The sequence below is a fragment of the Fictibacillus fluitans genome, assembly GCF_030418125.1.
GTDB classification, from domain to species: domain Bacteria; phylum Bacillota; class Bacilli; order Bacillales; family Fictibacillaceae; genus Fictibacillus_C; species Fictibacillus_C fluitans.
In genome coordinates, this window is the sequence record NZ_JAUHTR010000006.1 from 23482 (window position 1) to 42973 (window position 19492).

Annotated in this window: 16 protein-coding genes; 1 reads left to right on the top strand and 15 read right to left on the bottom strand. The window is 45.2% G+C overall.

Annotation, left to right across the window (positions count from 1 at the left end; all coding sequences use genetic code 11):
• Positions 1-118: 118 nt before the first annotated feature.
• The 8 genes from QYB97_RS12205 to QYB97_RS12240 all read right to left on the bottom strand — a co-directional run bounded on the left by QYB97_RS12205 (position 119) and on the right by QYB97_RS12240 (position 10269).
• A complete protein-coding gene (locus QYB97_RS12205) occupies positions 119-1447 on the bottom strand; it encodes a dihydrolipoamide acetyltransferase family protein (RefSeq protein ID WP_301166291.1) in 1329 nt (442 codons plus the stop codon).
• A 26-nt stretch (positions 1448-1473) separates the two neighbouring features.
• A complete protein-coding gene (locus tag QYB97_RS12210; protein ID WP_301166292.1) occupies positions 1474-2457 on the bottom strand; it encodes an alpha-ketoacid dehydrogenase subunit beta in 984 nt (327 codons plus the stop codon).
• A 12-nt stretch (positions 2458-2469) separates the two neighbouring features.
• Entirely contained in the window at positions 2470-3462 is a 993-nt protein-coding gene (locus QYB97_RS12215; protein WP_301166293.1) for a thiamine pyrophosphate-dependent dehydrogenase E1 component subunit alpha, read from the bottom strand.
• A gap of 19 nt (positions 3463-3481) precedes the next feature.
• A complete protein-coding gene (gene lpdA / locus QYB97_RS12220; protein WP_301166294.1) occupies positions 3482-4903 on the bottom strand; it encodes a dihydrolipoyl dehydrogenase in 1422 nt (473 codons plus the stop codon).
• Positions 4904-4922: 19 nt separating this feature from the next.
• Entirely contained in the window at positions 4923-6029 is a 1107-nt protein-coding gene (buk, locus tag QYB97_RS12225; RefSeq protein ID WP_425589798.1) for a butyrate kinase, read from the bottom strand.
• Positions 6030-6055: 26 nt separating this feature from the next.
• Positions 6056-7156 (bottom strand): branched-chain amino acid dehydrogenase, encoded by a 1101-nt coding sequence (bcd, locus tag QYB97_RS12230; RefSeq protein WP_301166295.1) that lies wholly within the window; start codon positions 7154-7156, stop codon positions 6056-6058.
• 12 nt (positions 7157-7168) lie between these two features.
• Positions 7169-8074, bottom strand: coding sequence for a phosphate butyryltransferase (yqiS, locus tag QYB97_RS12235; protein ID WP_301166296.1), 906 nt, complete (start codon positions 8072-8074; stop codon positions 7169-7171).
• A 137-nt stretch (positions 8075-8211) separates the two neighbouring features.
• Positions 8212-10269 (bottom strand): sigma-54 interaction domain-containing protein, encoded by a 2058-nt coding sequence (locus QYB97_RS12240; RefSeq protein WP_301166297.1) that lies wholly within the window; start codon positions 10267-10269, stop codon positions 8212-8214.
• A gap of 134 nt (positions 10270-10403) precedes the next feature.
• On the opposite strand from QYB97_RS12240, the gene QYB97_RS12245 reads away from it, so the two are divergent.
• Entirely contained in the window at positions 10404-10640 is a 237-nt protein-coding gene (locus QYB97_RS12245) for a DUF2627 domain-containing protein (RefSeq protein WP_301166298.1), read from the top strand.
• A 96-nt stretch (positions 10641-10736) separates the two neighbouring features.
• On the opposite strand, the gene spo0A is transcribed toward QYB97_RS12245, so the two are convergent.
• The 7 genes from spo0A to QYB97_RS12280 form a co-directional block, all read right to left on the bottom strand.
• A complete protein-coding gene (gene spo0A / locus QYB97_RS12250) occupies positions 10737-11540 on the bottom strand; it encodes a sporulation transcription factor Spo0A (RefSeq protein ID WP_301166299.1) in 804 nt (267 codons plus the stop codon).
• A 262-nt stretch (positions 11541-11802) separates the two neighbouring features.
• On the bottom strand, positions 11803-13110 hold the full coding sequence (spoIVB, locus tag QYB97_RS12255; protein ID WP_301166300.1) for a SpoIVB peptidase: 1308 nt from the start codon (positions 13108-13110) through the stop codon (positions 11803-11805).
• A 141-nt stretch (positions 13111-13251) separates the two neighbouring features.
• Entirely contained in the window at positions 13252-14961 is a 1710-nt protein-coding gene (recN, locus tag QYB97_RS12260) for a DNA repair protein RecN (protein WP_301166301.1), read from the bottom strand.
• A 51-nt stretch (positions 14962-15012) separates the two neighbouring features.
• Positions 15013-15462: a transcriptional regulator AhrC/ArgR gene (gene ahrC / locus QYB97_RS12265; protein WP_301166302.1), complete on the bottom strand. Its 450-nt coding sequence runs from the start codon at positions 15460-15462 to the stop codon at positions 15013-15015.
• Positions 15463-15626: 164 nt separating this feature from the next.
• On the bottom strand, positions 15627-16451 hold the full coding sequence (locus QYB97_RS12270; protein ID WP_301166303.1) for a TlyA family RNA methyltransferase: 825 nt from the start codon (positions 16449-16451) through the stop codon (positions 15627-15629).
• Positions 16448-18349, bottom strand: a complete 1902-nt coding sequence (gene dxs / locus QYB97_RS12275; RefSeq protein ID WP_301166304.1) for a 1-deoxy-D-xylulose-5-phosphate synthase — start codon at positions 18347-18349, stop codon at positions 16448-16450. The genes QYB97_RS12270 and dxs overlap by 4 nt, the downstream gene beginning before the upstream one ends.
• Positions 18350-18370: 21 nt before the next feature.
• The gene (locus QYB97_RS12280; RefSeq protein ID WP_301166305.1) at positions 18371-18970 is read right to left on the bottom strand and encodes a hypothetical protein; all 600 of its coding nucleotides are present in this window, start codon (positions 18968-18970) and stop codon (positions 18371-18373) included.
• Positions 18971-19492: the final 522 nt, after the last annotated feature.

Sequence of the window (19492 nt, forward strand, 5' to 3'; positions counted from 1 at the left end):
CTTCCTTAATACAAAGAAAAGACGCTTATCCGAAGCGTCTTTTCTTTAGGGGGTTATGGGGTATGGAGGTGTTGATAGTCACTACATTCCCTTTTTCCCTTGCTATAAACCCTGATTTTTAATAAATTGATGTGTTTTCCGGTGAAATGCTCTCCAGCCGTTTTTTAACAGACGCAAGGAATCGTCCGCACACCAGGCCATCGAGTACACGGTGATCGAGAGACAGGCACAGGTTAACCATATCACGAACCGCAATCATTCCGTTATTCATCACCACAGGACGTTTAACAATTGATTCTACAGAAAGAATGGCAGCCTGAGGGTAATTAATGATTGGCGTGGACATGACCGAACCAAAGGAGCCTGTATTATTGACCGTGAACGTTCCACCTTTCATGTCATCAGCACCCAATCGGTTTGAACGCACTTTATCCGCCAATTCTTTAACTTCTCTGGCAACCCCTTTAATGCTTTTTTCATCCGCACTTTTTATAACGGGCACGTAAAGTGCTGTATCTGTTGCTACCGCTATGGAGATGTTGATGTCTTTCTTCTGGATAATCTTATCCCCCGCCCACATGGAGTTCAATTGAGGGTACTCTTTAAGGGATTCCACCACTGCTTTGATAAAGAATGGAAGAAAGGTCAAATTGTATCCTTCTTTTGATTTGAACTCGTTTTTTACACTGTTGCGGTATTCAACCAGATTCGTGACATCCACTTCAACCATGGTCCAGGCATGCGGAGCTTCATGCTTGCTTCTTACCATATTGGCTGCGATTGCTTTTCTTACACCAGTGACCGGAATTTCAATATCACCAGGCAAACTTTCAACCGGCGGTGCTGATTTGGGAGCAGACTGCTGCGTTGCCGGAGTTTGCGTTTCAGGTTCTTTTACATTTGCCGCCTCCTGAATTGGCGCTTCCGCTTTTGGAGCTGTTCCAGGTGATGGAACGGATCCAGATTCAATCAGTTTCAACAGATCCTTGCGGGTAATGCGCCCGCCCATTCCTGTACCTTCCACCTGGTTTAAGTCAATGCTATGTTCGTCCGCGATGCGGAGTACGGCAGGAGAAAAACGGTTTTTTTCTGATTTGTCACGTTTTGGCCGGCTATCAGCAGCGTCTGCTGCCTTTACCTCTTGAGTATCATCTTGTTTATCAGGCACAGCTGCTTCCTCTTTTGGTTCAGCCTGGGCATTTCCGCCTTCTGTATCGATATAACAGATCAGCTCGCCTACTGCCAGTGTCTCCCCTTCCTCTGCAGCCAGTTCTTTAATGGTTCCTGTAAAGGAAGAAGGAACTTCGGCATTCACTTTATCCGTCATAACTTCAGCAAGCGGGTCATACTTTTTCACCTGATCGCCTGGCTGAACAAGCCATTTGCTGATGGTTCCTTCTGTTACACTCTCCCCGAGCTGGGGCATTACAATCTTTTCGGTAGCCATCTGATCACCCTCCTTAGCGCTGCTGTTTAATACTCAGCAAGTTCTCTCATTGCTTTTTCTACCTTTTCAGGATTCATCATAAAGTACTTTTCCATGGTTGGAGCATATGGCATTGCTGGCACATCAGGGCCGGCAAGCCGTTTGATTGGCGCATCAAGCTCAAACAAACAGTGTTCTCCAATAATGGCTGCCACTTCGCTTATAATGCTTCCTTCCTTATTGTCTTCCGTTACGAGAAGTACTTTTCCGGTTTTAGACGCCGCCTCAATAATCGCTTCCTTATCCAGCGGGTATACGGTGCGCAGATCAAGAACATGAGCTGAAATACCGTCTTTCTCCAGTTTTTCAGCAGCTTGCAGGGCAAAATGCACACACAATCCATATGTAATGACGGTGATATCATCGCCTTCTCGTTTTACATCCGCTTTTCCAATCGGCAGTGTATATTCTTCCTCGGGCACTTCTCCTTTAATCAAGCGGTACGCTCTTTTATGTTCAAAGAAAAGAACAGGATCTTCGTCACGGATAGCTGCTTTAAGAAGACCTTTCACGTCATAAGGCGTAGAAGGCATTACAATTTTCAAACCGGGTATATTGGCAAATAAGGCTTCTACAGATTGAGAGTGGTAGAGTGCTCCATGCACACCTCCGCCATAGGGAGCACGAATAGTGATTGGGCATGTCCAGTCATTGTTGGACCGGTACCTGATTTTTGCAGCCTCTGACACGATCTGGTTTACAGCAGGCATGATAAAATCAGCAAACTGCATTTCTGCTATCGGCCGCATACCGTACATGGCAGCTCCGATTCCAACTCCCGCAATTGCAGATTCAGCAAGCGGTGCATCAATTACGCGATCTTCGCCAAACTCTTCAATAAGACCGGCAGTTGCACGGAATACGCCTCCGCGCACACCAACGTCTTCACCTACAACAAATACTTTTTTATCTCGCTGCATCTCTTCACGGATGGCCTGTGTTACGGCATCGATATATGAAATAATCGGCATAACTTCTCCCCCTTACTCTGCAAAAACGTGGCGCATGGCAGATTCAGGATCTGCATAAGGCGCTGCTTCTGCATAGTCAGTTGCTTCATCAATAATAGCTGAAATTTCCTCATGGCACTGTTTTTCGTATCCGTCCGAAAGAACGCCAGCTTCTTTTAAATATTGAGCAAATGTAAAAATGGAATCTTTTGCTTTTGCTTCTTCCACTTCTTCTCTCGTGCGGTATGCCCTGTCATCGTCATCACTCGAGTGAGGAGTCAGGCGGTAGGAAACAGCTTCGATCAAAGTCGGCCCTTCCCCGCGCCGGCCTCTGTCTGCAGCAGCCTTTACCGCTTCGTACACGGCCAGCGGATCATTACCGTCAACCGTTACACCAGGAATTCCGTAACCAACAGCCCGGTCGGATACATTTTCGCAAGCGAGCTGTTTTTGAATCGGAACAGAAATCGCATACTTGTTGTTTTCGCACATAAATATGACCGGAAGCTTATGTACACTGGCAAAGTTGATCCCCTCATGAAAGTCTCCCTGATTGGAAGATCCCTCACCAAAAGTTGTAAAGGTGACAAGGTCTTTCCCTTCCAGCTTTCCTCCAAGTGCCATTCCCACCGCATGCGGAACCTGTGTGGTTACCGGGGATGACCCTGTAACAATCCGATACTTCTTGCCGCCAAAATGGCCGGGCATCTGACGGCCGCCGCTGCTTGGATCTTCAGCTTTGGCAAAACCCGAAAGCATAAGATCTCTCGCGGTCATCCCGAACCAGAGAACCACTCCCATGTCACGATAGTAAGGAAGAACATAGTCCTTTTCACGGTCGAGCGCCATTGCTGCTCCAACTTGTGCAGCTTCCTGGCCCTGACAGGAAATGACGAACGGGATTTTGCCTGCCCTGTTTAGCAGCCACATGCGTTCATCGATCTTCCTTGCCAAGAGCATCGTTTTATACATTTCAAGGACTCGTTCGTCCGTTAATCCCAATTTTTCATGTCGGTTTTCACCCATGATAGCTTCCCTCCTGTTTTTAGAAATGAATCGCTTTTCCATCCACAGCCAGTGCGGCTTCTCCAAATACTTCGGACAGTGTCGGGTGAGGATGTACGGTTTGGGCAATTTCCCAAGGTGTAGCATCAAGCACCTTTGCAAGCCCTGCTTCTGAAATCATATCAGTGACATGAGGACCGATCATGTGAACCCCGAGCAAATCATCGGTATTTTCATCCACGACAAGTTTGACAAAACCATCTGATTCACCGTAGACGAGTGCCTTGCCGATGGCTTTGAACGGAAACTTTCCGATCTTGACACTGAATCCTTTTTCCCTGGCCTCTTTCTCAGTATATCCAACACTGGCCATTTCAGGATTAGAGTATATGCATTTCGAGACCGTGGAATAGTCCAGCTTGTGGGGCTTTTCGTTGGCGAGATGCTCAACAGCAATTATTCCTTCATGTGATGCCACGTGAGCCAGCTGAAGACCGCCGATCACATCACCAATCGCATAAATATGGCTTTCTGCTGTTTGATAATATTCATTCGTTTCAATGAAACCTTTTTCCACCTTAATGCTGGTATTTTCGAGGCCGATTCCTTCCACATTGGCCTGCCGTCCGACAGAGACAAGAATTTTCTCGGCACTAAAAGTTTTCTGGCCGTTTTTATGTTCAGCCTCAATCTGCAGGCCGCCTTCTTTTTTCAATGTTTCCGGCAATACTTTTGCTCCTGTAACCAGTTCAATCCCTTTTTTCTTCAGGATGCGCGCCGCTTCCTTGGAAATCTCCTCGTCTTCAGTTGGAAGAATGCGGTCCGCATACTCCACTACAGTAACTTCCACACCAAAATCGTTCAGCATTGACGCCCATTCAATGCCAATAACACCACCCCCAATAATGAGGATGCTTGCAGGCAATTTCTCCATTTTTAGTGCATCATCGGATGACATTACATGCGTTCCATCAAGATCCAGACCCGGAAGACTGCGTGGCCTTGAACCTGTCGCAATAAGGACATTTTGCGGAATCAGCATTTCATTTTCATTACCGTTGTTCATTTCAACTGAAACTGTTCCCGGCATCGGTGAAAAAATCGAAGGGCCTAAAATGCGTCCTATGCCTTCAAACACCTCGATTTTTCCTTTTTTCATCAAATGTTTGACACCATTATGAAGCTGGTCCACGATTTTTTGCTTACGTTCCTGAACCTTCATAAAATCGAGTGAGACACCTTCTATGGATACACCGTATTCTGCTGCTTTCTTGGAAGTGGAAAACACTTCGGCACTTCTCAGCAGGGCTTTGCTTGGAATGCATCCTTTATGTAGGCAAGTGCCGCCAAGCAGTCCTTTTTCAACTACTGCTACTTTTTTACCAAGCTGTGCGGCGCGGATGGCGGCCACATATCCGCCTGTCCCGCCTCCAAGGATGACTAGATCAAAATCAGTTGCCATACAGTTCTCCTTTGTATCGTTAATTTGGACTTAATACCCCTGTTGTTCCGTATTCTTTTGCTTGCTCCTCGCTCCTCAGGATACGGAGTCCTCCTTCAGCGAGCGCCTGAAGTTCGTTTTCTCCGGGCTGAACAATAACATCCGCTATCCATTCTACACGCTCTGTAATTTTTTTCACAAATTCTTTGCCGTATGCAAGACCCCCGGTGATAATAATGGCATCCACTTTTCCCCCAAGAACTGTGCTTTGAGCTCCTATTTCTTTCGCTACCTGGTAGGCCATTGCGTCATATATCAATTTGGCCTGTTTATTTCCGCCTGCGATCATTTCTTCTACTTTTACCGCATCATTGGTTCCCAGATAACCGACGAGGCCACCTTGTCCCACGAGTTTTTTCATCAGTTCATCCGCATAGTATTCCCCCGAAAAGCAGAGCTCTACCAAATCTCCGATCGGCACAGTTCCTGCACGTTCCGGAGAAAAAGGACCTTCGCCATGCAAGCCGTTGTTTACATCTATGACCTTGCCCGACGCATGGGCACCAACGGTAATTCCGCCACCCATATGGGTCACGATCAGGTTCAGATCATGGTATGATCGCCCGAGCTGTGCAGCCACCCTTCTTGCCACAGCCTTTTGGTTTAAAGCATGAAAAATACTTTTACGCTCGATGTCCGGGATACCGGAAATCCTTGCAACCGGCTGGAGCTCATCCACAACAACAGGATCAACAATAAAAGATGGGATGTTCAGCCCTGAAGCAATCTCAAAAGCAAGAATGCCGCCCAGATTGGAGGCATGCTCGCCTGCATACCCCTTCCTGAGATCAGCAAGCATCGCTTCATTCACATGGTAAGTACCGCCTTCGATCGGCCGGAGCAGCCCGCCGCGGCCAACAACCGCATTCAGTCTTGAAATATTGATCCCTTCATGATCAAGTGTTTCCAGGATTGTTTGTTTGCGAAAAGCATACTGATCAATAATTTGTTCAAATGAAGCCAGACAATCACTGTCGTGGCGTATTGTTTTTTCAAACACGGCGCGTTCATTGTCGAAAATCCCGATTTTGGTAGAGGTTGATCCCGGATTAATGACAAGCAGGCGATGTTCTTTCAAAGGCACCATATTAACCTCCAATTCACAAACCGCGATTAACGAGTTCTGCTGGACAAAATATGACGTTCATTAAGAAGGAACTGGCTTCTTGAATTGCGCATTCTCTCAATGCGTTCTTCGGCAAGACGGTCCGCTGCCAGATAGGTCGGAATGTTGTCGCGTTTTGAAATTTCGATAACCTTGGCAATGTTGTCATAAATGGTTTCCACTTTTTTCATTGCACGGTCGGGATTGTATCCATTCAGTTCATCTGCTACGTTTATTACCCCACCCGCATTGATCACGTAATCCGGCGCATAAACGATTCCCATTTCGTGGATGGCATCTCCATGACGCGTTTCACGAAGCTGGTTATTTGCAGCACCTGCGATTACTTTTGCTTTAATTTGTCCGATGGTTTGATCGTTGATGATGGCTCCAAGTGCACACGGTGCAAAAATATCACATTCCACTCCGTAAATTTCGTCCGGATCAACGGCTGTTGCACCAAATTCTCCCACCACACGGTCAACGGCTTCTTTATTAATATCCGTTACAACCAGCTGTGCTCCCTCTTCATGCAAGTGCCGGCAAAGATTATAGGCGACATGTCCCACACCCTGAACGGCAATGACCTTGCCTTCCAAAGAATCAGTTCCAAACGCTTCTTTCGCCGCTGCCTTCATGCCGCGGTATACACCATAAGCAGTAACCGGGGAAGGATTTCCTGAAGAACCGAACGCCGGGGAAACACCTGTTACAAAAGGAGTTTCCTGATATATGACATCCATGTCCTCCACTGTTGTACCCACATCTTCTGCGGTAATATAGCGGCCATTCAATCCTTGGATATAGCGGCCAAATGCGCGGAACATTTCTTCATTTTTGTCTTTTTTCGGATCTCCGATGATTACTGTTTTTCCTCCGCCCAGATTCAAGCCCGCTGCGGCATTCTTATACGTCATTCCTCTTGCAAGACGAAGCGCATCTTCCAACGCATCTTCCTCAGAATTGTATGTCCACATTCTTGTTCCGCCGAGCGCCGGTCCCAGGGTTGTATCGTGAATCACAATTATCGCTTTTAAACCTGATTGTTTGTCCTGGCAAATCACCATTTGTTCATAATCGTAAGTTTCCATATATTTAAAAATTTCCATTTTTAATTCCTCCTAGGTGTTTTTATGTTGTAATGTCTTTACTGCAAGCGCAATTGAAAATAATTTGCTTTCTGCACTGTCCGCTCTTGATGTCAGCACGATCGGTGCACGGGCGCCTGCGACAACTGCCCCGACTTTGGCGCCCGAAAAATAGATAAGCGACTTATACAGGGCATTTCCCGTTTCAATGGCGGGTACAAGCAGAATGTCCGCATGGCCCGCCACTTCTCCGGAAATCCCCTTATGCTCTGCCGCTTCAGGTGAAATGGCATTATCAAGCGCGAACGGTCCTTCAACGACACAATTTGAAATTTGGCCACGTTTATTCATGACGGTCAATGCGCTTGCATCGAGCGTTGCCTGCATGGAAGGGTTTACGGTTTCAACGGCAGCGAGAACAGCCACTTTCGGCATCTCCACTCCAACCCCTTTGGCAATCCATGCGGCGTTTTCAATGATCTGTGCTTTTTGCTGCAAATCCGGATTAATGTTCATGCCTGAATCGGTCACAAAAATCAGACGTTCATAGCCTGGAACCTCAAATGCAGCCACATGCGATAAAATTTTACCTGTCCGAAACCCCGCTTCTTTATGAAGAACCGCTTTCAATAAATTTGAAGTGGGAATCATCCCTTTCATAAGGATGTCTGCTTGTCCCCTGCTCACCAGTTTCACCGCTTCCAATGCCGCCTGGTCAGGACTTGCATCAATAACCTGAAGGTCCATTGTCTGCTCGAGGTGATGCTGCTGCAGCAGAAAATTTATTTTTTCAGCATTGCCTACGAGCAGAAAGGATGCAATTCCTCTCTCATAGGCCTGTTTGACAGATTCGATTACTTCTTCATCTTCTGCAGCAGCCACAGCAACTGCTTTCTTATTGTCTGCAGTTATGGAGTTTAGCAGTTGTTCTAGTTCCAATGTCCAGCCTCCTTTATGCCGCCCTGCTTTTATATTGCAAGAACCATGCCAAAAAATAATCCCTATTCTATATGGTTTCCTATTCCTTCACCTTGAATATTATTGCACACTATGAAATATTTTGCATGCAACTCACTTCAGTCTTCGGTTTGAATCCCAAATTTTTCAAGCTTATAATATAAATTCCGCAATGAGACACCGAGCGCTTTTGCACATTTTGTTTTATTTCCATCCATACCTGCGAGAGTGTCGGATAGGATTCTTTTTTCTACTTTGTCCATTTGCACAGATAATGGTTCAACTTCACTTAGCGGAACAATTTTTTTGTGGTAATCTTCCTGTTTAACCTGTGTCGGCAAATCGATATGAAGACTGCTGATTTTTTGTTCATGCGGCTCCATATGAATCATGGCTCTTCCTAAAACATTTTCAAGTTCCCTCACATTGCCGGGCCATTCATACTGTTTTAGTATTTCTTCCGCCTGCCCGGATATTTCTTCAATATTTTTTCCATAATCCTGATTGAGCTTTTTAATCAGATGCTCTGCCAGAATCGGGATGTCCTGTTTTCGGGCCCTGAGCGGCGGAATATAGATTGGCATGCGGTTCAGCCGGTAGTACAAATCCTCACGAAAGGCACCATCCGCTATCTTTCTTTCAAGATTTATGTTTGTTGCAGCGATTACCCTGACGTTAATGGAAATCGCTTTGGTGCCGCCTACTCTCCGGATTTCTTTTTCCTGAAGAACCCGAAGCAGTTTTGCCTGCATTGCAGGTGCCAGCTCCCCGATTTCATCAAGAAAGATACTGCCTCCGTTCGCCTCTTCAAACAATCCTCGTTTCCCGCCCCGCAGCGCCCCGGAAAACGCGCCTTCCTCATATCCAAAAAGCTCGCTTTCAAGCAGCGATTCAGAAATAGCCGCACAATTGACTCTTATAAATTTATTGTATTTTCGGCTGCTTCCGTTATGGATGGCATGTGCGAAAAGCTCCTTCCCGGTACCGGATTCTCCCCTGAGCAGAACCGTAGCAGGCGTAGAAGCTGCAAGTCTAGCCTGCTCTACCGCAAATGTCATCTCCTCGGATAGACCCTTTATGTCTTCAAAGGTATATTTGGCTTCCAGTGTCCGGATAATCTGGCGGGCCCGGCTCAGTTCTTCTGTCAGGGACTTAATCTCCGAGACATCATGAATGACACCCACACTGCCCTTTAGCACACCATCAACAATGATGGGAGCTACATTTACGACAACATCCCTTTTCTGCGGTCCAACCTTTAAGCGGGCTCCCCTAACTGGTTTTCGGGTTTTCAGCACCTGCATATGTATGCTTTCCCCTTCAGAAATATCTATGGTTGCAGGTTTTCCAATCACTTGATTGGATTTAAGCCCCGTGAGTTTTGTATAGGCCGGGTTGATCATGATTCCCTTGCCTTCTTCATCGACAACGGAAATAGCTTCTTCTGATGATTGAATAATGGCATGGAGCATAGATTGGATGCTTTTTAAATTAGTGACCTCTTCCGCCATGTTGATCATTTCTGTTATATCTCTAAACACAGCAAAAGCACCCATTTTATTTCCATATTCATCGATAATCGGTATACGGGTCGTAATGATTTTTGTACCATTATCCAATATTTGTTCCTGATTGATTTCTTCTTTTCCCTCAATCATGACACGCGGCAGCTGGCTCGAAGGAATAACGTCCTGCACCTGCTTGCCCATCACCTGTTCCTTGTTGTGCCCCGTCATTTTTTCGGCGCTTTTATTAAACAGCGTAACGTTGAACTTATCGTTTATCGCAATCATTCCATCGTGAGTAGAATCAAGAATGGTGTTAATTTTATGAAGTTTATTACGGTATGAAGGGATGGATCCTTCGCCTCCCGATAATGAATGGAAAAATTCCCATGCCGTGGAGGATGCGACAATACTGACATTGTTTTTAAACATATTCCGGGTGTCGTGATCTTCCAGCCGGCCGGAAAAATCGATCACCAGTTCAACATCCGGATCTGCTGCGTCCCCGAGCGTCTCCTTTACCGGAATACCATACTGGTCTGCAAGGCTGGTCAGCTCTTCAGTAACTGACCTCGCAACAATTGAACAAAGTTGCAGCACATGGGAAGATGCGAGTAATTGCACCAATGATTCAAAATGCTCTCCTGTCCCATAAATGACAGCTTTTTGCATAGATAGCTCCTTCACTTTGCAATTATTTTCATACTTTTATCATACTGTTTTATGAAAAGGTTTGCAATATCTGTTTTTTCGTATACAACCCTGCCATTCTAAAGTACAATGAGGAGGGAAAAGGAGAGGACGTAATGCAGCGTTATATCGCTTTATTAATAATGGTAATACCAGGAGTTGCCGGCGTCATTGGTGTCAAATTGATGAGAGATGTCCTGTTTGGAATTTTACATCATGGCTTTTTCGCACTCTGGTTTCAGTTCCTTGCGGGTTTGGTTCTTTTTGCAGCAGGCCTTTCTTTCGTAGGAGGATTTATTTTTTACAGAGACCGTAAACGAAACAAGGTCCAAAGCAGGTTTCAACGCAAATAGTCCGCTGAAGACAAACCTTCAGCGGACTATTTATGTGGGCCCATTTATTTTTGGAATTAGGAAGGAATACTGGTTTTGGGAAAATACCTCTTTGGATTATACAGTCATCCCGGATTTGTGCTCAATTCTCAGCTTGTCAGCGACCATCGCTATAAATTCTGAATTAGTCGGTTTGGCTTTGGACATGGAAACGGTATAGCCAAACAGGGATGAAATGCTGTCAATGTTACCCCGGCTCCAGGCGACTTCAATCGCATGCCTTATAGCTCGTTCCACCCGGCTGCTGGTGGTATTGAATTTTTTGGCAATGTCCGGATAAAGAACCTTCGTAATAGAACCAAGCAGTTCTATATCATTGTAAACCATGGAGATCGCCTCACGCAGATACATATAACCTTTAATATGCGCCGGCACACCGATTTCATGAATAATACTTGTAATGCTTGCATCCAGATTACGCGGCGGCTTTGGAGAGTTAACAGCCGACGAACGGGCAGATGATGGACGCTGGACAAACGAGTGGTCGGTTCCGCTTATTTGACGGATCTGGCTTGAAAGGTTATCCATATCAAACGGTTTCAGTATGAAATAGGACGCTCCCAGTTCCACTGCCTTTTTTGTCACATCTTCCTGGCCAAAAGCTGTCAGCATAATGACATTCGGCTGCGGGAGGTGCTCACTCGAACGGATCCTCTCAAGAACGGCCAGTCCATCAAGATGAGGCATGATGATATCGAGAACGAGAACATCTGGTTGTTTATCTTCAAGAACATTCAGACATTCCTGACCGTTATAAGCCACACCGATTACTTCCATATCATCCTGGTTTGCCAAATACTCCTTCAGCAAACTGATTAATTCGCGATTATCATCAGCCAAACAAACTTTTATTTTTTGCACGAATATTCCTCCCTATCCAACATTTTCTTCTTTTACACTTTAAGATTTCCACAAAAATCCTGTTTTCCCTTTATTTTTTCTTATTTTTTCTCAAATTATTAATTTTGGTTAAAATAGCACATTTTCTCTTCAATTATCTTCGGTTTTCGACATCTTTTTAATTTTTCAACCACGCTTGTCGAATTTTCTTTATACTCTCTATTGTACAAAATATTGATAAAAAAGTCTATGTACCTACAAACATAAAAAAAGCAGAGGCGGGTTAACTCGCCTTCTGCTTTTGCTTTCCATATATATCAATCCCGGCTTCATCAAGCATCCATTCAATATGGACACCATATCCAGATGTGGGATCATTGACAAAAACATGAGTAACGGCTCCTATCAGTTTGCCGTTTTGGATGATGGGGCTTCCGCTCATCCCCTGTACAATTCCGCCGGTTGCTTTAAGCAGCCTCGGATCAGTTATTTTAATGACCATTCCTTTAGTCGCTGGAAATTTTTGAGGAATCGAGCTGACTACTTCTACTTGGAATGCCTGGACTTTCGTTCCATTTACGACCGTTAGAATCTTTGCTGGACCTTCCTTTACCTCATCTGAAAATGCGACAGGCATTGGTTTGTTCCAATGTCCATTGGATAATCCTTCACTAAGCTTTCCAAAGATTCCAAAAGGACTGTTTCGTGAAATACTTCCAATACTCTCATCTTCATTGGTAAACCTGGCGAGCTTTTCGCCCGGATGTCCGTTGCTGCCCTTTTCAATGCTTGTAACTGTGGATCGGAGTATTTCTCCTTTATTTACAACGATCGGCTGCTTTGTATCCATGTCTGAAATTACATGGCCCAAAGCTCCGTATTTTTGCGAATCTGGATGGAAAAATGTCAGAGTACCCACACCTGCTGCAGAATCCCTGATATATAAACCAATGCGATAAGACAAATCATCTTTATCCTGAAGAGGCTGCAGCTGTCTGTGATACGTTTTTTTGTTGCGTATCAGCGTTACATCCAATTTGCTACCTGTTTTCCCCGCCTGCCTTACAAAAGGAGCCACATCGCCCATCCTGGCAATGCTTTCTCCGTTAATCTTGGTAATAATATCTCCAACTTGTATGTTCGCGATCTCGCCTGGAGACTTTTGTCCTTTTTTTGTGTCAACCAGATGATGGCCGACAACCAATACACCCAGCGTATTTAATTTTACCCCGATGGATTGCCCCCCGGGCACAACCCGCAGTTCAGGCATAGCGGTTACCCCAATTTTCTTTAACGGAAAGCCTCCTGCTTCTACTGTGACCACAGAATCACCATCCTCCACTGCATGAACAGAAAATGAGTGCTGGCCTTGGCCTTTTGATTTTCCAACAGAGAAAATCGCTCCATTTTTATCGGATGAAATAACATCAGTTCCAGCAGGAAGGTGAGGAACTGCACGTTCCTGTCCTTTGAATACCTTTATGGCTGAAGGAAGACCAACATAGTCCTGAACCGGCTTCAGAAAACCAATTCCTACCAGGCATCCAAGGAGAATTACACCAAAAATCCGCCTTATTTTATCTTTAACCATCTTTCACTCTCCTCGCTCCTTACCCACACCTCCAACATGGCTGTACTACTAATTTTGCCTTAGAACAGTAAGATTATAACCGCATAAAAAGAAAAAGCTATCCTGAATTGGATAGCTTTACATACGTATAACAAAAATGAACTATGAGGTTTTTTTTATTTCATCCGCCAAATCAAGAAGCTCCCTTGCATGCTGTTTGGTTAATTCGGTGATTTCCACACCAGAAATCATCCGACCAATTTCATTGACCTTTTGGTTGGTCTCAAGTGAAACAACATGCGTGGTGGTACGCTTGTTGGTGATCTCTTTCGAAATATGCAGATGAGTATCTGCCATGGCGGCAACCTGGGGCAAATGCGTGATGCAAAGCACTTGAGAGCCTTCAGAAACCCTGAAAATTTTTTCGGCGATTGCCTGTGCAACCCTTCCGCTTACGCCGGTATCCACTTCGTCAAAAATGATGGCTGTAATGCCCTGATGCTGTGAAAAAATGGACTTTAATGCGAGAATGACCCTAGAAAGTTCCCCGCCCGAAGCCACTTTTGCCAGCGGTTTTAACGGTTCACCGGGATTGGTTGAAATAAAAAATTCAACATGATCGCTTCCATATTTGCCAAAATCCTGTTCACGGACAGCATCTTCCTCCCCTAAAGAGGAGATCCTTATATCGAACACCGTTTTTTCCATGTAGAGCGCTTTAAGTTCCTGGTGGATATCGATAATCAGGTTTTCAGCAAGTTTTTTTCGTTTTTTACTTAACTTTAAGGCGCTTTTTTGCAGCTGCTTTTCTTTTTTCTGCAGCTCCTGGCGAAGACTTTCAATATTGCCATCTTTATTCTGAAGCATGTCGAGTTCTTTTTGAATTTTAGCGGCATAATCCAAAATTTCATTTGCACTGTTGCCGTATTTTCTTTTCAGCTTGCTGACCTCGTTCAGCCTTGTTTCAATAAAATCGAGTCTGGCCGGATCAAATTCCATCGTTTCAAAATAATCACGAATGGTAAAAGCTGCTTCTTCAAGCGCATAAAAATGATTGGCAACATTTTCCTGAAGCTTGTTCAGTTCTTCATCCAAATGGGACACATTCTGCAGATGGCTCAAAGCAACTGAAACGTTCTCGATCCCCTTGTTTTCTCCGTACAAAGATTCATATGAATCCTGAAGGCTGTTGAACAGCTTCTCGTAATTCCCCAGCTTCAGCTTTTCTTCCTGCAGTTCATCATCTTCATTCTCCATCAGTTCTGCACTGTTGATTTCCTCGAGCTGGTACTGAATTAAATCCAGCCGCTGATTGATCTGCTGTTCATTTTCCGTCAAATTCCTTAACTGTTTGTGAAGATTCTTATAATCCGCATAGACCGATTGATACCTGGAGATCATTTGCTCCATTTCTTCGCCGCCAAAGCTGTCCAAAAGGGACAAATGCATTTCAGGCTGCATAAGGTATTGGGTTTCATGCTGGCCATGGATATCGACCAGTGATTGCCCGATTTCTTTCAGCAGCGTAAGCGTGACAAGTTTGCCATTGATACGGCACACACTTTTTCCCGACTCCATGATATCCCTTTTTAAAACGACCATGCCATCGTGAATCTCTATTCCCAGCTCTTCCGCCTTCGCATAAACAGGATGTGGAGAATCGACCAAAAACAAGCCCTCAATCTCTGCTTTCGCCGTTCCATAACGCACGAATTCAGAAGAGCCTCTTCCTCCAATAAGCAAACCAATAGCGTCAATAATAATGGATTTCCCTGCCCCTGTTTCACCCGTTAACACTGTTAATCCTTTATTGAATGAAATGGTTAATGCTTCTATAATCGCAAAATTGCGGATGCTTAATTCTGCCAGCAATACTATCACACCTTACCTTATATGCTTTTTGGCGCTAATAGCGCCGGGCCACTACAGCATGTCCAGAAAACGTTGTGAAACATCCGGAGAAACATTCTTTGAGCGGCAGATCACAAGGATCGTGTCGTCTCCGCAAATCGTTCCCATAATGTCTTCCCAGTCTAATTTGTCAATGAGCGCACCAATAGCATTGGCATTTCCCGGAAGCGTCTTCATTACAATGAGATGGTCAGCCTGATCAATGCTCACAAAGCTGTCTATCAATGTCCTTCTCAGCTTCTGCAGGGGATTGAACCGCTGGTCTGCCGGAAGACTGTATTTATACCTTCCATCTGACATCGGCACCTTTACGAGATGCAGTTCTTTAATATCACGGGAGACAGTTGCCTGCGTCACATTAAAATGAGCATTGCGAAGCTCCTCGACCAGGTCATCTTGTGTTTCAATTTCTTTATGTGTAATGATTTCCCTTATTTTAATATGACGTTGGCCTTTATTCACATCTTTCACCTCATTTTACGAACAAATTTGCTCATATTCTAAGTATCTGCTCTTATCTTATAATATTGTTACTGACTTGTACATTCTTTACAGCTATCCTTACCTTTTCCGATTGTTTCGAAAAAAAAACCCATATCACATGTATGTAATACGGGTTGTGTACATTATTTGTCGTTGTCTGTTTTTTTAAACTGCTGATGTGCTTCTTCCACAACGCGGGAAACCTCTTCCGGCGAAAACGGATCATGACCGTGTTCCGCTTGAAGATGAACCAGAAATTCGATATTTCCTTCACCGCCGGTAATGGGAGAGTAAGAAAGGCCTCTGACGCTGTACCCTTCATTTTGCGAAAACCGGATAATCTCCTGTATGACCCGCCTGTGAACTGCTGGATCCCGGACAATGCCTTTTTTCCCAACGTCCTCTCTGCCCGCTTCAAACTGGGGTTTAATCAGAGCCATGACGCTTCCGCCGGGTTTTATAATGGTTTTAAGGACAGGAAGAATCAGGCGTAATGAAATAAAAGAAACATCAATGGTCGCAAAATCCGGAAGGCCGCGGCTGAGGTCCTCCGGCTTTACATACCTGAAGTTCGTTCGTTCCATGACTGCAACCCGGCCATCCTGGCGGATTTTCCAGGCAAGCTGGTTGTATCCCACATCAAGGGCATATACAAATTCCGCGCCGTTCTGAAGGGCACAATCCGTAAATCCGCCGGTTGAAGCTCCTATATCAAGCACAGTAAGCCCCTTTAATTCAAGATCAAAGACTTTAATGGCCTTCTCGAGCTTCAGCCCGCCCCTGCTGACATACGGAATAACATTTCCTTTTACCGACAAAGGGGCTTCCACATCGATCTTCACACCGGGTTTGTCCAATCGTTCACTGCCGGAATAGACCAATCCGGCCATGATGGAGCGTTTTGCTTTTTCTCTTGTTTCGCTTAATCCACGCTCTACAAGCAAAACGTCGATTCGTTCCTTCTTCATGTATATAAACCTTTTTTCTTTTTCTCAGTAACCAATTTTTTTGTCCGTTCAACGACAGCCTCGGTGGTCATTCCAATTTCCTCAAGCAGCTTTGTTACGCTGCCGTGTTCAATAAAGCAATCTGGAATACCCATTCTGTCCACGATGGCGGAATGGAAGTGATGATCGTTGGCATACTCCAGTACCGCGCTTCCAAAACCGCCCTGCAACACCGCTTCCTCAATGGTCAGGATCGGAAGACCCTCCTGAAGAATTCCCAGCATCATTTCATGATCAAACGGCTTGATGAACCTGGCGTTGACTACCCTCACTGAAATTCCTTGTTTCGCAAGAATCTCCCATGCTTCCAAAGCCATAGGAATGGTCGTTCCAAAGGTTAGAATGACCGCATCATTGCCTTCTTTCAGCACTTCCCAGCTGCCAATCGGAATTTCTTCCAGTTCAGGGTCCATTTCAATGCCGATTCCGTTACCACGCGGGTAACGAATGGCAATAGGCCCGTCATCGTATTTCACAGCCGTATTGACGAGGTGCTGAAGTTCATTCTCGTCTTTCCCCATTGCAATGACCATATTCGGCACATGGCGCATAAAAGCAATATCAAATACACCCTGATGGGTTTCTCCATCGGCACCAACCAGCCCTGCACGGTCAATCGTAAGGATGACGTTTAAATTTTGTCTGGCAACGTCATGTACAAGCTGATCATATGCCCGCTGAAGAAACGTGGAATAAATCGAAAGCACAGGTTTCATGTTTTGCGTGGCCAGCCCTGCTGCCATCGTCATGGCATGCTGTTCCGCAATTCCAACATCAAAGAGCCTGTCAGGGAATTTTTCTGCGTACCCCTGCAGCTGTGACCCCAAAATCATCGCTGGTGTAATTACCACGACTCTTTCATCTGTCTCAGAAAGCGTGCATAGCGTGTCACTGACCAGTTTGCTATAGGAAGGTGCAACTTGTTTTGCTTTGATTTTCTCGCCGGACTCAATCTTGTACGGCCCTACACCATGCCAGTGGTCAATAATATCCATTTCGGCCGGTTTGTAGCCTTTGCCTTTTTTGGTCAGCACATGAACAATCACTGGCCCTTCTGTCTTTTTGGCATAACGGAGGTTCTCTTCAAGATCTTCCAAATCATGGCCATCTACCGGTCCAAGATAGGTGTAGCCCAGCTCCTCAAAAAACATACCGGATACCAGCATGTATTTCAGGCTGTCTTTCACACGTTCAGCTGTAGCCGCAAGCTTTCCGCCAAAGGCAGGGATCTTGCGGATCAGCGATTCGAGTTCATCCTTGGCCTTATTGTATTTCTTGGCAGTTCTCATGCGTCCGAGCACACTGTGGAGCGCACCGACATTCGGAGCTATGGACATTTCATTGTCATTTAAAACCACAATCAGGTCTTTCTTTTCGTGGCCGATGTGATTCAAGGCCTCAAGTGCCATACCACCTGTTAACGCGCCGTCCCCGATGATCGCAACCACTTTCTCGTCGGTTCCTTTCAAGTCGCGGGCAACAGCCATCCCCATAGCAGCAGAAAGCGACGTGGAGCTGTGGCCGGTTTCCCAGACATCATGCTCGCTTTCAATGCGTTTAGGAAAGCCGCAAAGACCTTTAAATTGGCGCAGCGTATCAAACTGTCCGGTTCTTCCGGTCAGGATTTTATGAATATACGCCTGATGACCAACGTCAAAGATGAACTTGTCCTTTGGGCTGTCAAAAATTTTATGAAGAGCCAGTGTCAGTTCTACTACACCTAAATTTGCTCCAAGGTGTCCGCCTGTCACGGATAATTTGCTGATTAAAAACTGTCGGATCTCAAGCGCAAGTTTTTTAAGCTGGTCTTGATCATAATCCTTTAAGAACTGGGGGTTTTGAATATCTTCCAGTTTCATGGAAAATCCTCACTTTCCAATTTAATTCCTTCTCTTTCCTCTCTTAGAAGAAGTATCAAATAGTCTAATCTTTAATTTTTCCTCAAAAAAATATAATAAACGGCCCACTTGAAAAATAATAGCTGTCGCATGATGGATGGCATAGGACTTGCCAAACGCCTTACCTCCAACCGTTATGGCCGCAATAATTCCAGTAAATATAATGGATATGGTATGTTCAAACACAGTTCCCTCTCCATGCCCGAGTGTCATCGTTAATTCAATGATAACACCAGCGGATGCCGTACCACTGATAATTCCCGAAATATCGCCGATTACATCATTGCAAAAGTTGGAAACCCTGTCTGCATTCCGGGTGATCATGATCGCATGCCGGGATCCCGGAACTTTTTCCGAAGCCATAGCATGAAAGGGTACTTCGTTGGCTGCTGTTGACGCTACACCAATAATATCAAAAAACACACCAATAAGAACAATAATTAACACAATCACCATACCCATGCCCCATGATACACCACTTAGCATCAGGGTGGAAGCCACTGAAAAAATTGCCGCTAACACGAGCGTGATAACGGCAATGCCTGTACTCCATTTAATCGATTTATGAAATGAATGCTTCATAAAAGACTCCCGGATAAAATGAATGCCTTACGCTTTACCAGGCGTAAGGCCTCATTTGAATTATGTATGAGGAGTGGTCATTCAAAAAGTAAACGCTGCGGCTTAGGTCCAGTAGGTTTTCCCAAGAGGAAACGAAATTGTCGCCAAATTCGCGGTTTCCCTTTACTTCCTCCTTAACGCAGTCGCCTGGCGTTAGACTGGATTGCCACTTAGTCCGCACTATAATCCTTTTTGAATGTCGGCGGGAACAGTCTAGGAGTTTTCCTCAGCAGCCCTTCCCCATTTCCCTAGCCTCTTTTGCAGAGTTGATTTCATATGGCATAAACAAAGTTCCGGCGGCCAACCATCACCTGTTTCCATGTCCATAATCCCCTCAAACTCCACTCAAGGCAGGCTACGCTGCTTGTTTCCACCCGCAAAAGGGTAGAACAAAAACAGGTTCAAACCCCATTTCGCAGCAAGGTATTAGCACACAAGCCGCAAATATGGGGGCCTCCGCGGAAGCAGGGTCATCGCCCACAT

What these genes read in the sequence shown, in the direction of transcription:
- buk (WP_425589798.1), bottom strand. Translation starts at nt 6,029, where the DNA reads ATGGTGCCTTTGAAAGAACATCGCCTGCTTGTCATTAATCCGGGATCA.
- dxs (WP_301166304.1), bottom strand. Translation starts at nt 18,349, where the DNA reads ATGAAACTGGAAGATATTCAAAACCCCCAGTTCTTAAAGGATTATGAT.
- QYB97_RS12270 (WP_301166303.1), bottom strand. Translation starts at nt 16,451, where the DNA reads ATGAAGAAGGAACGAATCGACGTTTTGCTTGTAGAGCGTGGATTAAGC.
- QYB97_RS12240 (WP_301166297.1), bottom strand. Translation starts at nt 10,269, where the DNA reads ATGCAAAAAGCTGTCATTTATGGGACAGGAGAGCATTTTGAATCATTG.
- QYB97_RS12280 (WP_301166305.1), bottom strand. Translation starts at nt 18,970, where the DNA reads ATGAAGCATTCATTTCATAAATCGATTAAATGGAGTACAGGCATTGCC.
- QYB97_RS12215 (WP_301166293.1), bottom strand. Translation starts at nt 3,462, where the DNA reads ATGGGTGAAAACCGACATGAAAAATTGGGATTAACGGACGAACGAGTC.
- spoIVB (WP_301166300.1), bottom strand. Translation starts at nt 13,110, where the DNA reads ATGGTTAAAGATAAAATAAGGCGGATTTTTGGTGTAATTCTCCTTGGA.
- bcd (WP_301166295.1), bottom strand. Translation starts at nt 7,156, where the DNA reads ATGGAAATTTTTAAATATATGGAAACTTACGATTATGAACAAATGGTG.
- QYB97_RS12205 (WP_301166291.1), bottom strand. Translation starts at nt 1,447, where the DNA reads ATGGCTACCGAAAAGATTGTAATGCCCCAGCTCGGGGAGAGTGTAACA.
- QYB97_RS12245 (WP_301166298.1), top strand. Translation starts at nt 10,404, where the DNA reads ATGCAGCGTTATATCGCTTTATTAATAATGGTAATACCAGGAGTTGCC.
- QYB97_RS12210 (WP_301166292.1), bottom strand. Translation starts at nt 2,457, where the DNA reads ATGCCGATTATTTCATATATCGATGCCGTAACACAGGCCATCCGTGAA.
- lpdA (WP_301166294.1), bottom strand. Translation starts at nt 4,903, where the DNA reads ATGGCAACTGATTTTGATCTAGTCATCCTTGGAGGCGGGACAGGCGGA.